Origin of the sequence: Pseudomonas sp. A-RE-19 (assembly GCF_019956555.1) — a bacterium.
Lineage (GTDB): Bacteria > Pseudomonadota > Gammaproteobacteria > Pseudomonadales > Pseudomonadaceae > Aquipseudomonas.
In genome coordinates this window covers 143,300-157,205 of the sequence record NZ_JAHBDQ010000066.1, presented here as the reverse complement: position 1 = coordinate 157,205, position 13,906 = coordinate 143,300, and the positions used below count along the sequence as shown (strand labels likewise).

At 60.0% G+C, this 13,906-nt stretch carries 11 protein-coding genes; 2 read left to right on the top strand and 9 right to left on the bottom strand.

Going from position 1 to position 13,906, the window contains the following annotated elements; translation table 11 throughout:
- The first annotated feature begins 521 nt into the window (after nucleotides 1–521).
- Nucleotides 522–1,853, top strand: a complete 1,332-nt coding sequence (gene gltP / locus KGB14_RS25070; protein ID WP_223489540.1) for a glutamate/aspartate:proton symporter GltP — start codon at nucleotides 522–524, stop codon at nucleotides 1,851–1,853.
- A 200-nt stretch (nucleotides 1,854–2,053) separates the two neighbouring features.
- Entirely contained in the window at nucleotides 2,054–3,283 is a 1,230-nt protein-coding gene (locus KGB14_RS25065; RefSeq protein WP_223489538.1) for a nucleoside recognition domain-containing protein, read from the top strand.
- A gap of 118 nt (nucleotides 3,284–3,401) precedes the next feature.
- Here KGB14_RS25065 and KGB14_RS25060 read toward each other — a convergent pair whose 3' ends face one another.
- The 9 genes from KGB14_RS25060 to KGB14_RS25020 form a co-directional block, all read right to left on the bottom strand.
- Nucleotides 3,402–4,028, bottom strand: coding sequence for an ABC-type transport auxiliary lipoprotein family protein (locus tag KGB14_RS25060; RefSeq protein ID WP_223489536.1), 627 nt, complete (start codon nucleotides 4,026–4,028; stop codon nucleotides 3,402–3,404).
- Complete coding sequence (locus KGB14_RS25055; RefSeq protein ID WP_223489534.1) at nucleotides 4,025–4,963, bottom strand: MlaD family protein; 939 nt, start codon at nucleotides 4,961–4,963, stop codon at nucleotides 4,025–4,027. Before KGB14_RS25055 ends, KGB14_RS25060 begins: the two co-directional genes overlap by 4 nt.
- Before the next feature lies 1 nt (nucleotide 4,964).
- Nucleotides 4,965–5,768 carry an ABC transporter ATP-binding protein gene (locus KGB14_RS25050; RefSeq protein WP_223489531.1) on the bottom strand — a complete coding sequence of 268 codons (804 nt, stop codon included), beginning with the start codon at nucleotides 5,766–5,768 and terminating at the stop codon, nucleotides 4,965–4,967.
- Nucleotides 5,765–6,910, bottom strand: a complete 1,146-nt coding sequence (locus KGB14_RS25045) for an ABC transporter permease (protein ID WP_223489523.1) — start codon at nucleotides 6,908–6,910, stop codon at nucleotides 5,765–5,767. Before KGB14_RS25045 ends, KGB14_RS25050 begins: the two co-directional genes overlap by 4 nt.
- A 54-nt stretch (nucleotides 6,911–6,964) precedes the next feature.
- Nucleotides 6,965–7,993, bottom strand: a complete 1,029-nt coding sequence (locus tag KGB14_RS25040) for a DUF5924 family protein (RefSeq protein ID WP_223489521.1) — start codon at nucleotides 7,991–7,993, stop codon at nucleotides 6,965–6,967.
- Between the two features lie 119 nt (nucleotides 7,994–8,112).
- Nucleotides 8,113–9,489, bottom strand: a complete 1,377-nt coding sequence (locus KGB14_RS25035) for a M16 family metallopeptidase (RefSeq protein ID WP_223489519.1) — start codon at nucleotides 9,487–9,489, stop codon at nucleotides 8,113–8,115.
- 56 nt (nucleotides 9,490–9,545) lie between these two features.
- The gene (locus KGB14_RS25030) at nucleotides 9,546–11,204 is read right to left on the bottom strand and encodes a Na/Pi cotransporter family protein (protein ID WP_223489511.1); all 1,659 of its coding nucleotides are present in this window, start codon (nucleotides 11,202–11,204) and stop codon (nucleotides 9,546–9,548) included.
- 365 nt (nucleotides 11,205–11,569) lie between these two features.
- The gene (locus KGB14_RS25025; protein WP_223489509.1) at nucleotides 11,570–12,337 is read right to left on the bottom strand and encodes a TerC family protein; all 768 of its coding nucleotides are present in this window, start codon (nucleotides 12,335–12,337) and stop codon (nucleotides 11,570–11,572) included.
- Between the two features lie 85 nt (nucleotides 12,338–12,422).
- The gene (locus tag KGB14_RS25020; RefSeq protein ID WP_223489507.1) at nucleotides 12,423–13,730 is read right to left on the bottom strand and encodes a CitMHS family transporter; all 1,308 of its coding nucleotides are present in this window, start codon (nucleotides 13,728–13,730) and stop codon (nucleotides 12,423–12,425) included.
- Between the last annotated feature and the right edge of the window lie 176 nt (nucleotides 13,731–13,906).

The following is a 13,906-nucleotide window of genomic DNA, read 5'->3' as shown; positions in this document are numbered from 1 at the left end:
AGTTCGCCCGACCTGCAAGGGTTCGACGAACTTGCGGAGAGCTTCAACGTGCAAAACGTTGATCTAGAGCATTCAACTCATCTGTTCTTGCTGCATATTCCCCGCAAAACCGTTTCGCGGTGTTTCTCCGTGACCGTATATCGAGAAAGCTCCGACTTCCCCTGGAAGATAATTCGCAGCCCAACGTAGGCTTTTTCCTAAATTTCCGCCCATTTTAAAAACATCGACCTGCGCTGAAATGGCCGGCTCACGGCACTTATGCCCGCCGAAATGTCGCCGTCGAACCGGTTGGGACGCAGCTTTCAGTTGGAAAATCTCATGCCGATTCGGCATAGGGTAGGCGTTTACGGCATTAGACGGCGCTTCGCGGCATCGGAATAGTTGCGCCTTTTTTCACTGCCTGAGAGCTGTAAATGCTCGCTCGCGGGGACCTTATACGGGGGCCGATGCACAGACTTCTTCGCCATTAGGTGTTTCAGTTCATGCATCGGCCTGAGTCAAACGCAAGTAAGGGTAACGATATGAAGAAGGCAAAGCTTAGCCTCGCCTGGCAGATCCTCATCGGTCTGGTTCTGGGGATAGCAATCGGTGCAGTACTCAACCATTTCAGTGCCGAAAAAGCCTGGTGGATCAGCAACGTTCTGCAACCGGCAGGCGATATCTTTATCCGTCTGATCAAGATGATCGTGATCCCGATCGTGATTTCCTCGCTGGTCGTCGGCATCGCTGGCGTAGGGGATGCGAAAAAACTCGGGCGTATCGGTCTGAAGACCATTCTTTACTTCGAGATCGTCACCACCATCGCCATTCTGGTCGGTCTGGTGCTGGCCAACGTGGTCCATCCGGGCAGCGGCATCGACATGAGCACCCTGGGTACCGTGGATATTTCCAAGTACCAGGCCACCGCCGCCGAGGTTCAGCATGAACACGCGTTCATCGAAACCATCCTCAACCTGATTCCGTCGAACATCTTTGCGGCCATGGCGCGCGGCGAGATGCTGCCGATCATCTTCTTCTCCGTATTGTTCGGCCTCGGTCTGTCGAGCCTGCAATCGGACCTGCGCGAGCCGCTGGTGAAGATGTTCCAGGGCGTGTCGGAAAGCATGTTCAAAGTCACCCACATGATCATGAATTACGCCCCGATCGGCGTGTTCGCATTGATCGCGGTGACCGTGGCCAACTTTGGCTTCGCCTCCCTGCTGCCGCTGGCCAAACTGGTCGTTCTGGTTTACTTCGCCGTCGCGTTCTTCGCCTTCGTGGTGCTGGGCCTGATCGCTCGCCTGTTCGGCTTCTCGGTGATCAAGCTGATGCGCATCTTCAAGGATGAGCTGGTCCTGGCCTACTCCACCGCCAGTTCCGAAACCGTGCTGCCGCGCGTGATCGAGAAGATGGAAGCCTACGGCGCGCCGAAAGCCATTTGCAGTTTCGTGGTGCCGACCGGTTACTCGTTCAACCTCGACGGTTCGACCCTGTACCAGAGCATCGCGGCGATCTTCATTGCCCAGCTCTACGGCATCGACCTGTCCATCAGCCAGCAATTGCTGCTGGTACTGACGCTGATGGTCACCTCCAAAGGCATCGCCGGCGTACCGGGCGTGTCCTTCGTAGTGTTGCTGGCGACTTTGGGCAGCGTCGGCATTCCGCTGGAAGGCCTGGCGTTCATCGCCGGTGTCGACCGCATCATGGACATGGCCCGTACCGCGCTGAACGTGATCGGCAACGCCTTGGCCGTGCTGGTCATCTCCCGTTGGGAAGGCATGTACGACGACGCCAAGGGCCAGCGCTACTGGAACTCCCTGCCGCACTGGCGCAGCAAGGAAAAGCTGCCGGCTGGCGAAATTTCCAGCAACTAATGCAAAAACCCTGTAGGAGCATGGCTTGCCAGCGAAGAACGATAACGCGGTGTAACTGAAACACCGCGGCGTCCCATTCGCGGGCAAGCCTCGCTCCTACAGAGGCAATCGCGATTCCAGACAAACCCCGGAGAAATCCGGGGTTTGTCGTTTCTGCCTACCCCGCTATCATTCGCCGCATCTTCCGGGGGATTTGACTGATGCTTAATGGCCTGTGGCTTGGCTTCTTCATCGTGGCAGCCGTATCGGCGCTGGCGCAGTGGCTGATCGGCGGTAACGCCGGGATCTTTGCGGCGATGGTGGAAAGCATTTTCGCCATGGCCAAATTGTCGGTCGAGGTCATGGTCCTGTTGTTCGGCACCCTCACCCTCTGGCTGGGGTTTTTGCGGATCGCCGAAAAGGCCGGGATCGTCGAGTGGCTGGCCAAGGCGCTGGGCCCGCTGTTCCTGCGCCTGATGCCGGAAGTGCCGCCCGGGCACCCGGCCATCGGCCTGATCACGCTCAACTTCGCCGCCAATGGCCTGGGCCTGGACAACGCCGCCACGCCGATCGGCCTCAAAGCCATGAAGGCGCTGCAAGAGCTCAACCCCAGTGCGACGATCGCCAGCAACGCGCAGATCCTCTTCCTGGTGCTCAACGCCTCCTCCCTGACCCTGCTGCCAGTGACGATCTTCATGTACCGCGCCCAGCAAGGTGCGCCCGATCCGACGCTGGTGTTCCTGCCGATTCTGCTCGCCACCAGTTGCTCGACCATCGTCGGCTTTCTGTCCGTAGCGTTCATGCAACGACTGCGCGTCTGGGACCCGGTAGTGCTGGCGTATCTGATTCCCGGTGCCTTGGCCCTCGGCGGCTTCATGGCCCTACTGGCGACGCTCTCGGCGACCGCTCTGGCGAGCCTGTCATCGATTCTCGGCAACGTGACACTGTTCGGGCTGATCATGTTGTTTCTGGTGATCGGCGCGTTACGCAAAGTGAAAGTCTACGAAGCGTTCGTCGAAGGCGCCAAAGAAGGCTTCGACGTGGCCAAGAACCTGCTGCCGTATCTGGTGGCGATGCTCTGCGCCGTGGGTGTGCTGCGGGCATCCGGGGCGCTGGACTTCGGCCTGGACGGGATTCGTCATCTGGTGGCGTGGGCCGGTTGGGACACGCGTTTCGTCGACGCGCTGCCGACGGCCATGGTCAAACCTTTCTCCGGCAGCGCCGCCAGGGCAATGCTGATCGAGACCATGAAGACCTCCGGGGTAGACAGCTTTCCAGCGCTGGTGGCGGCAACGGTCCAGGGCAGTACCGAAACGACCTTCTATGTGTTGGCGGTGTACTTCGGCTCGGTGGGCATTCAGCGTGCACGGCATGCGGTGGGCTGTGCGTTGCTGGCGGAACTGGCGGGTGTTCTTGGCGCGATCGGGGTTTGTTACTGGTTCTTCGGTTAAATCAAGAACTCTGTGGGAGCGAGCCTGCTCGCGATGAGGTCGGCACATTCAACAATTCTGTTGGCTGTTAAACCGCCATCGCGAGCAGGCTCGCTCCCACATTGATGTGTGTAGGTCTTCAAGGCCTCAGCGGTGGCGCAACCTTCTGACCTTGCTCCACCGTCCAGGCCACCACCTGCGCCGTTAACTGGTCGCTCGCCTGGCCAAACCCGGCGACAACCGCAGGCACTTTCACATCGCTCAATGGTTGACGCACTTCAAAGCGCCGGCTGGCGAGGATTCGCTGGTCATACCCACGCACCAACAACGCATCCAGGCGCACGACCACGCTCGCCGCCGTGCCCTGGTACTCGGTCTGGAACGCTTGCAGGTTGCCGCCCAGTTCGAGGTCCGCCTGAAGATTGCTGTCATCGGTGCTGAGCAACGGCACGCGACCGTCACGCTGGAAACCATCGAGCAGACGATTGCGCAACAGCACCGGTGCCGGATCGCTCCAGCGTGAAGCCTTGTAGCTGCTGATCAGGTCACCCTGAGGGATTACGGCGATTTTCGGGTTGTTCAAGGCCTCGCTGGTCTGAGGCTTGGCCAGGCGCAACGACCAGCGCTGCGGCGTGCCGTGTTGGGTCGATGCGTCGCTCTGTGCCGATGGCAGTCGATAGACATCCGACGGCTCGCTCTTGGGGAGAATCGAACAGGAAGTGATCAACGCAAAACCGGCGAAAAGGGCGAGATAAGCCAGCTTCATGGGGTGAACTCCTTGTTTTTGTCACTGCCCAGCAGGTAACCGCTGGGGTTGGCCTCAAGCCGCTGGGAAATGGTTCGCAGCGAACTCAAGGTATCGCGCAGCTCACGCACCGCCGGTGCCAGGCCATTGAGGCCCTGCATGCCGTTGTTGAGGGAATCCTGATTGGCGGAGAGCAACGTGTTGAGGGTCGCGCTGCTTTGTTCCAGGGACTTCATGGCTTGCTCGGCACTGCCGAACATCTGCTTGCCCTGGTCATTGAGCAGGCCGTTGGCGTTGCGCATCAACGCGGTGGTCTGTTCCAGGGTGGCGCTGGCCTGCTTGCCTACCGAAGCCAGTTGCTGCATCGCCTGACGGATGTCGCCGCGCTGATCGGCGATGGTGCCGGTGGTTTGCTCCAGGTGCTCCAGGGTGCTGCTGATAAGCGCGACGTTCTCCGAGGAAAACAACTGATTGGCGTTGTGCATCAACACGTTCACGCCCGCCATCAGATCGTTACTGTCGTTCATCAATCGGGCAATGGGCGAGGGCGATGCAACGATTGTCGGCAAATTGCCGTCCTTGCCCTTGAGGGTCGGACTTTGTGGTGTACCGCTGCTGAGCTGGATGATCGAAGTCCCGGTGATCCCGGTCAGCGCCAGTTTGGCCTGAGTGTCGACCTTGATCGGAGTGTCACCGCCCAGACGAATCCGTGCCAACACCCGGCGCGGATCGTTCGGGTCCAGACGCAGCGTCACCACGTCGCCGACCTTGATCCCGCTGTACTGCACGGCGCTGCCCTTGGACAGGCCGCTGACCGCCTCGTTGAAGACGATTTCGTAATCCTTGAACTCGGTGTCGACGCTGGACTTGGCCAGCCACAGACCGAAGAGCAGGGCACCTGCCACCACCATCACGGTGAACAGGCCGATCAATACATGATGGGCTCGGGTTTCCATGTCAGACCTCGTTGAGCTGGTTAGCGGCCGTCAGCGCCGCGCGGCCGCGAGGGCCATGGAAGTATTCGTGAATCCACGCATCATCGGTTTCCGACACTTTGTCGATGGCGTCCGCCACCAGCACTTTCTTCTGCGCCAGCACCGCCACCCGGTCGGTGATGGTGTAGAGCGTGTCGAGGTCGTGGGTCACCAGAAACACGCTCAGGCCCAAGGCATCGCGCAGGGTCAGGATCAGTTGATCGAAGCCTGCGGCGCCAATCGGATCGAGGCCGGCGGTAGGTTCGTCCAGAAACAGGATGTCCGGGTCCAGCGCCAGCGCCCGGGCCAGCGCCGCGCGCTTGATCATGCCACCGGACAGCGACGCGGGGTACTTGTCAGCCGCCGACAACGGCAGCCCGGCCAACGCCATTTTCACTGCCGCCAGGTGCTCGGCATCGGCACGGCTCAGGCCGGCGTGTTCGATCAGGGGCAGGGCGACGTTCTCGGTCACGGTGAGCGAAGAGAACAGGGCGCCTTTCTGGAACAGTACACCGAACCGCCGTTCGACCAACGAGCGCTCGTGCTCCGACAGGCTCGGCAAGTTTTTACCGAAGACCTTCACCCGCCCTTCGCTGGGCTGACGCAGGCCGACAATGCTGCGCAGCAGCACCGATTTGCCGGCGCCGGAGCCACCGACCACGGCAAGGATTTCGCCCTTGTACAAGTCCAGGTCGAGGTTCTCGTGCACGCTCTGGCGGCCGAAGCGATTGCACAGCCCACGGACTTCAATCACCGCCTCTGAAGGCGCTCGGGGTAAACGACTCACCAGCTCATCTCCATGAAAAACAACGCAGCCACGGCGTCGAGCACGATCACCACGAAAATCGACTGCACCACACTGGACGTGGTGTGCGCGCCGACGGACTCGGCGCTGCCGCTGACCTTGAAGCCCTCAAGGCAGCCGATGGCGGCAATCAGGAACGCAAAAATCGGCGCTTTGACGATCCCCACCACAAAGTGCTGAACGCCGATGTCCGATTGAAGCAGTGACAGGAACATCGCCGGCGAGATGTCCAGCGACAGCGCGCAGACTACGCCACCGCCGACAATCCCTGACAACATCGCCAGAAAGGTCAACATCGGCAACGCCACCAGCAACGCCAGGACGCGGGGTACTACCAGCAACTCTATCGGGTCAAGGCCGAGGGTGCGGATAGCGTCGATTTCTTCGTTGGCCTTCATCGAACCGATCTGCGCGGTGAACGCGCTGGCGGTGCGGCCGGCCATCAGGATGGCCGTGAGCAACACACCGAACTCCCGCAGAAAAGAGAACGCCACCAGGTCCACGGTGAAAATACTCGCGCCAAAACTGGCCAGCACCGTCGCCCCGAGAAACGCCACCACAGCCCCCACCAGAAACGTCAGCAGGGCGACGATGGGCGCGGCGTCGAGGCCGGTCTGCTCGATGTGGGCGACCATCGGCGTGATGCGCCAGCGCTTGGGCCGAAACAGCCCGCGAGCGATGGTTTGCAGAATCAGGCCGACGAAACCCAACAGTTGCAACGTGTCCTGCCAGACCGCGTCGACCGCACGGCCGATGCGGGTCAGCAGTTGAATGCCAACGCCGGTTTCCGGCTCTTTGATTGGCACACAGAAATCGGTCAGCGAGCAGTACACCGTCTGCAACAAGGCGCGATCAGCGGAGGAAAGGGTGCAATCGGGGTGTTCGGCAGATTTGCCCAGACGCTCGGCCCCCAGCAACTCCACCAGCAATGACGCGCCCGCCGTATCGAGCGCGCCAAGGCCATTGAGATCGATGTGGGTGTTGTTGTCGTATTGGCCACGGAGCTTTTCGCTCAGGCGGCTGAGATCGGTGTAATGGGCGAGCGTCCAGTCACCCGTGACCCGCAACAGGGCAGGGGTGTGCGAGGTGTCCAGTCGGGCACTGCCGGGCGTTGTGCTGCTCATAAACTCCGTGCTTGTTCGGCTATTACGCAGAACTGACTAATAGCACGAACCGCATTACTTTTCTTTGGTGGGTGTGCTGTCCGGGACCTTGAAGCGCAGCACGCCAATCACCTGACCGTCCTCAGTCAGCACCCGAACCTGCCAATCGCCGGCGGGGTTGCCGGGGAAGTTCTGCTTGTGAGTCCACGCGCGGTAGCCTTCCTTGCGCCCCCCGTTGATATCCAGCGGGATACGGTCGACTTCTTTACCGTTGAATATCCAGACGTGATAAATCCGCTCGGCCAGCCCCCGCGGGGCATTGATCGCGGTGTACGCGTACAGCCCACCTCCGCGAATCTGCTCGGCGCTGACTTCTTCCAGACTCTTGCCTGGGGTTCGGTCCTGCATTTGAGTGCTGATCGCCACATCGGTCATCCACAGGGTCGCCGGCGGAACCCAGGAGCGCAGCACCCAACCGGCGGCGCCGATGCCGAGGGTGATGCTGAGGATCGCCAACGCATTGCGCACGGTGCGAATCGGGAAGATCGAGGCCAGGCTCGGGAACGACAACACCATGGCAATGCCCAGCGCCAGCTTGAAGCTCTGGGCGGTGGTCAGGTGCAGGATGACGGGCAGGGCGGTCAGCAGGGCCGCGAACAGGGTCAGGGTGTGCAGCGCCAGGAACGCCCAGCGGCGCGGTGCCAGCCATTTGTAGTAGAGCGGGTCGATGATCGAAATCAGCGCCGCCATGCTCAGTAATCCCGTGAAGAACAACTGGCCGCTGTTCCAGGTGGTGGTGATTAAAAAGAACGGCAGGACGAAGAACAGGCTTTCCTGATGGATCATCTGCGTCGCATAACGCAGCAAGGGCTGGGGTATTTCGCGCTTGAAGACCCTGGCGAACAGTTTGGTGAGGCTGTTTTCCAGCATCAGCCAGACCCAGCTGACCAGCATGATGGTGGTGATCCAGGTCGCCAGACTTTGTTGGCGATCCACCAGCATGAAACTGCCGACCCCTGAAATGAAACCGCCGAGCGCGATGACTCCGGGATAGCGCTTCATCAATTCCAGGATGCGCTGTACGTACAGGGTCAGATTCGGCATTCGGCGGTTCGCAATAGTCGTGGGAAAAATCCCCGACAGGGTACCGTCCGAGCGGCGGTGTGGCGAGGGGGCGGCCTCAATGCCGCGACGAAGATCCTGTGGCTTGCCACAGGGAATGCTTACTTTCTGCGGTGAGCGCGCCAACCCAATATGCCAAACACCATCAGTCCAACTCCCCCGACGATCGCCCACATCACCTGGTCATAACTCATCAGCGGCTTCTCGATCCGCAGATACCCCGGCTGCAGCAGCAACTCGCGCATCGCCTTGTTTGCCTCGTCCAGCGTCACGCCCTGCAGTTCCTTGGCCGGATTGGCGAAATGCCCGTCCTCGTAGTCCCCCAGAGCGCTCCAGTAGTAATCCGCCAGCGCGCTGTTGCCTTGCACGGCCCAGGTCTGGCGATCAATGGCGGCTTGCTTGAGGCGGGCGAAGGTGGTGGTGTCGAGACCGTTCTTGAGCAGATCGGCTTTCAATTCATCCAGTACCTGCTCGGCTGCGGACACGTCGTCGCGTTCAAGGTCGGCGTTCAGGCTCATGAAACCCACCCCGCCAAACACCTCGCGCTCGGCCGAAGGCCCATAAGACAACCCATGGACCAGGCGCAATTGGCGATAGAGTGCCCAATCCAGATAATCCTTGAGCAAGTCGAAGGTTACGTCGTGCTGGTCCTCCAGCACCGGTTCCGGCATCAGCCAGTGCAATTTGGCGCCACCACCGACCAAACCGTGACTCAATATGCGCTCGTGGGCCGCGCTGGCCTGAATTTCCGGCAGCGGCAGGTGGGCGCTCGGCTCAACCGCTTCGAGTGCGCCATAGGCCCGTTCCAGATAGGCCGGCAGCAGGCGGTCGAGGTCGCCGACCACGATCAGGGTCATGTTGTTGGGTGCGTACCAGCCCTTGCGCACCTTTTCCAGTTGCTCGCGGGTCAGGTGATCGACTTGCGCGCGTTCGGGGCACTTGAGGCCCAGCTCCACCGCCAACTGATTACTGGCGGTGTGGCCCAGGTCCTGGCGATCCAGCCAGCGCTGCAGGTGTGAATAATGACCACCGTCTTCACGCTCGACCACTTGCTTGGCGACGTTGATCGCGTTGTCGTCGATACGGGTCTGGGTCAACAGCGCCAACAGCAGGTCGAGGACCTGGCGCTGGTTTTTCGCCGGGGCTTCGATGACGAAGGTTGTGTCGGCGTTGCTGGTGTAGGCATTCCACTCACCGCCCAAAGCCTGCATGCGTTCTTCCAGACCGCCTTCGCCGGTGGCGTCGATACCGCTGAACAGCAAATGCTCGAGCAGATGCGGCAACTCTTTGTCGGCGCAACTGAAATCATCCAGGCCGACGCCAACCACCAGCCGGATCGCCACATGCCCGCGCTCGGTGCCCGGTTTGAGGACCAACTGCAGGCCATTGGGCAGCGTATAGCCCTCAACCTGAAAGCGATCCAGGGCAAATGAAGGAAGCGAACCAAGCAACAGACAAGCGAACAGCAGACAGCGCATAACGAGTTTCCGTACGACCAGCGTAAGTTCAACAGACTTCAGGTAACGGTGGACGTTCAGGGTGAATGAGTAATGTCAGTCATATCGTCGACCAACAGTGCCCCCGTATCTGAAGAGCCTAATACTGCATAGGCACTGCTGCAAAACAATGAATTCAAGCGTCTCATGTCGGCAATCAGCTCCAGGTGCAGCGAACTGGTCTCGATACTTTGCACAATCTTACGGTGTAAACGGCTGACGTGAGCGTGGGCCAGACGGCGCTCCTGTGCGCGAAAGCGACGTTTCTCGCGCAGTAACTGCCGGGCACTTTCCGGGTCTGCACTAAGGAATACCGACAACCCCAGACGCAGGTTGGCAATCAGCTGATGGTGCAGCCCCGCCAACTCCTCCAGCCCGACCTCGGAAAAAGACCGGCGTTGCGCGGTTTTTTGCTGCTGAACCTTGCGCAGCATGCGCTCGATCACGTCGCTGGCAAGTTTAAGGTTGATCGCCAGTTCGATGGTTTCCGCCCAGCGCCGGCTGTCCTGTTCGCTGAGGTCTTCACGGGGCATTTGCGCCAGATAGAGTTTGATGGCGCTGTAGAGCGCTTCGACATCATCGGTCAGACGACGCATTTCCTGGGTGACGGCGGTCTGTTTGCCACGCAGTACATCGAGCATGGCTTCGAGCATGCTGTCGACCAGATCGCCGATGCGCAGGGTTTCCCGGGCGGCATTGGCCAGCGCCAGGCTGGGCGTGACCAAGGCTGTCGGGTCAAGATGCCGCGGTTTGGCCGTGCCGTTGATATCTGGCCGCTCGGGCAGCAACCACGCACAAAGCCTGGCCATCAACTCGACACTGGGCAACAGGATCAGGCAGCGCGCGGTGTTGTAGAGCAGGTGGAAGCCGATGACCATTTCCTGAGCGCTGAAGTTGAAGCTGTCGATCCAGTGCACCAGCGGATCAAGCACCGGGATGATCAGCAGCAGGCCAATCAGTTTGTACAGCAGGCTGCCGAGCGCCACCTGACGGCCCGCCGCGTTCTGCATGCTGGTGCTGAGGAAAGCGAGAATGCCGCTGCCGATGTTGGCGCCGATCACCAGGCCGATGGCCACTGGCAGGCTGATCACGCTGGCACCGGCGAGGGTCGCGGTCAGCAGAACGGCGGCCAGGCTGGAGTAGGAAATCATCGCGAACAGCGCGCCGACCAAAGCATCGAGCAAGATATCGCCGGTCAGGGAGGCGAAGATGACCTTCACGCCCTGAGCATGAGTGATCGGCGCGGCGGCCTCGACGATCAGTTGCAGCGCCAGAATGATCAGGCCCAGACCGATACCGACCCGACCCATCTGCCCAACCCGGGTCTGCTTGCGCGACAGAAAGAAAATCACCCCGAGGAAAATCAGCAGCGGCGACAGCCACGACAGGTCGAGGGTCAGTACCCGCGCCATCAGCGCGGTACCAACATCGGCGCCGAGCATGGTCGCCAGGGCCGGCGTCAGCGCCATCAGGCCCTGACCGACAAACGAGGTGACGAGCATGGCGGTGGCATTACTGCTCTGGACCATGGCAGTCACCATGATCCCGGCGACAAACGCCAGCCAGCGCCTGGACATGTTATGGGCAATCACGTGGCGCAAGTTGGAGCCATAAACCCGCAGGATGCCGGTTCGGACGATGTGCGTGCCCCAGATCAACAAGGCCACGGCCGATAACAAATTGAGCAGGGTGAGCATGCAGGCCCCCTGTGGTGGTAGCGCCCCAAAGGGGCAAGTCGACGGTGCCGCGCGTTTTTCTACGTTCTGTACTTAAGCTGTAGTTGGCTAACGGTCTGGGCGCCAGCATCGCATAGCTAAAGAGGCGATTGAAACAAAACTGTCATGAAAACAGCTTGATGCGGAGGAAAGAAAGGAGGCGTGCAGATAGCCACAAATGCCTGTTCGTTGAGCAAAAAAATGTGGGAGCAAGCCTGCCTGTAGGAGCAAGGCTTGCCCGCGAAGACGGCGTGTCAGTCGACATTGTTGTTAACTGACACACCGCTTTCGCGGGCAAGCCTCGCTCCTACAGGCAGGCTAGCTCCCACAGGTTTTGTGCACTCGGGTTATTGACCCGGAACATCCTTGCGCAGTTTCACCGGTTCCTGCTGTTTGCGCTTTCTCGCCATCGCGGTGCGCATTTTGATGTTGATCGCTTCCACGGCCAGCGAGAACGCCATGGCGAAGTAGACGTAGCCTTTTGGCACGTGCACATCAAAGGACTCGGCAATCAGCACGGTACCGACGATCAACAGGAACGACAGCGCCAGCATCTTCAGCGACGGGTGCTTGTCGATGAACTCGCTGATGGTGCCCGAAGCCCACATCATCACGAGCACAGCGACGATGATCGCCGCGACCATGACCGGCACGTGGGACACCATGCCAACGGCAGTGATGACCGAGTCCAGCGAGAACACGATGTCGATGATCGCGATCTGAATAATGGTGTAGAGGAAGTTGCCGCCCTTGCCACTCGGCTCGTCGCTGGTTTCGTCTTCACCTTCCAGCGCGTGGTACATCTCTTGCGAGCTTTTCCACAGCAGGAACAGACCACCGAAGAACAGGATCAGGTCACGCCCGGAAATACCTTGGCCGAACACTTCGAACAGGTCTGCGGTGAGGCGCATGACCCAGGTGATCGACAGCAGCAACAGAATCCGCGTGACCATGGCCAGCGCGAGACCGAAGATCCGGGTGCGCGCCTGCATGTGCTTGGGCATGCGGCTGACCAGGATCGAAATCATGATGATGTTGTCGATGCCCAGGACGATCTCCAGGGCGGTCAGGGTGAAGAAGGCAACCCAGATTTCAGGGTTGGTCAGCCATTCCATGTGTATTCCTTTGAGGATGTGTTAAACCACGAAGGGCCCGGACTTCAAACAGCAAAGCCTGGACCCGTCATGGTGAGTCTTGAGCTTATAGAGTGCTGAACAGCGGAAAAATCCCCATCAGCAATGCGGCAACCAGTATGCACAGGCAAACCAGTACTGCCCATTTCAGGGTGAACCGCTGGTGATCACCGAATTCGATACCGGCCAGGGCCACCAACAGGTAAGTCGATGGTACCAGCGGGCTCAGCAAGTGGACGGGCTGACCAACGATCGAGGCACGTGCCATTTCCACCGCGGTTATACCGTAATGACTAGCGGCTTCGGCAAGTACCGGTAACACGCCGTAATAAAAAGCATCGTTCGACATGAAGAACGTGAACGGCATGCTCACCAGTGCGGTGATCACGGCCAGGTACGGGCCGAGGAAATCCGGGATGACCGACAGCAGGCTTTTCGACATGGCATCAACCATGCCGGTGCCCGACAGGATACCGGTGAAGATACCTGCAGCAAAGATCAAGCCGACCACCGCCAGCACGCTACCGGCGTGGGCCGCGACGCGGTCCTTCTGCTGTTGCAGGCATGGGTAGTTGACGATCATCGCGATACTGAAGGCCACCATGAACAGCACCGGCAACGGCAACAGACCGGCGATCAGGGTGCCCATGAGCGTCAGGGTCAGCGCGCCGTTAAACCAGATCAGCTTTGGACGACGGGCGTCCGGGAACTGCGAAACGCTGATTTCGCTGTGGTCGACTTCATCACCGACCAGATGCAGTTCACCCAGACGCGCACGCTCGCGTTTACCGTAGAAGTAGGCAATCGCCAGAATCGCCACCACGCCGGCCAGCATCGCAGGAATCATCGGCACGAAAATCGCGGACGGGTCCACATGCAGCGCACTGGCTGCACGCGCAGTCGGACCGCCCCAAGGGGTCATGTTCATCACGCCACCGGCGAGGATGATCAGGCCGGCCATGATCCGCGGGCTCATGCCAATACGGCTGTAGAGCGGCAGCATGGCGGCCACGCAGATCATGTAAGTAGTGGCGCCATCACCGTCCATGGACACGATCAGCGCCAGTACGGCGGTACCGACCGAAACTTTCAGCGGGTCGCCCTTGACCAGTTTGAGGATCTTGCGCACGGCCGGGTCGAACAAGCCGGAATCGATCATCAGGGCGAAGTAGAGAATGGCGAACATCAGCATCACGCCGGTCGGCGCGAGCTTGGTGATGCCTTCGAGCATCATCGGGCCGATCTTCGGTGAGAAACCGCCGAACAGGGCGAAGATGATCGGGATGATGATCAGGGCGATCAGCGCGGACAGGCGCTTGGTCATGATCAGGAACATGAACGTGATGACCATGGCAAAGCCAAGGAAAGTCAGCATAGGAATACTCCAGGCGTAGCGCGGCTAGGGAATGGGCGAACCGGATGAGGTCAGCGCAGAACGGGAAGCACGAAACGTACGGGCGGAGTTGCAGCGAAGAGGCGGGTAGCAGAGGACATCAGAATCACCATTGTTGTTGTTAAATGGACCGGGCGAGCGATAAAACACTCGCATTG

What these genes read in the sequence shown, in the direction of transcription:
- gltP (WP_223489540.1), top strand. Translation starts at nt 522, where the DNA reads ATGAAGAAGGCAAAGCTTAGCCTCGCCTGGCAGATCCTCATCGGTCTG.
- KGB14_RS25065 (WP_223489538.1), top strand. Translation starts at nt 2,054, where the DNA reads ATGCTTAATGGCCTGTGGCTTGGCTTCTTCATCGTGGCAGCCGTATCG.
- KGB14_RS25060 (WP_223489536.1), bottom strand. Translation starts at nt 4,028, where the DNA reads ATGAAGCTGGCTTATCTCGCCCTTTTCGCCGGTTTTGCGTTGATCACT.
- KGB14_RS25055 (WP_223489534.1), bottom strand. Translation starts at nt 4,963, where the DNA reads ATGGAAACCCGAGCCCATCATGTATTGATCGGCCTGTTCACCGTGATG.
- KGB14_RS25045 (WP_223489523.1), bottom strand. Translation starts at nt 6,910, where the DNA reads ATGAGCAGCACAACGCCCGGCAGTGCCCGACTGGACACCTCGCACACC.
- KGB14_RS25040 (WP_223489521.1), bottom strand. Translation starts at nt 7,993, where the DNA reads ATGCCGAATCTGACCCTGTACGTACAGCGCATCCTGGAATTGATGAAG.
- KGB14_RS25035 (WP_223489519.1), bottom strand. Translation starts at nt 9,489, where the DNA reads ATGCGCTGTCTGCTGTTCGCTTGTCTGTTGCTTGGTTCGCTTCCTTCA.
- KGB14_RS25030 (WP_223489511.1), bottom strand. Translation starts at nt 11,204, where the DNA reads ATGCTCACCCTGCTCAATTTGTTATCGGCCGTGGCCTTGTTGATCTGG.
- KGB14_RS25025 (WP_223489509.1), bottom strand. Translation starts at nt 12,337, where the DNA reads ATGGAATGGCTGACCAACCCTGAAATCTGGGTTGCCTTCTTCACCCTG.
- KGB14_RS25020 (WP_223489507.1), bottom strand. Translation starts at nt 13,730, where the DNA reads ATGCTGACTTTCCTTGGCTTTGCCATGGTCATCACGTTCATGTTCCTG.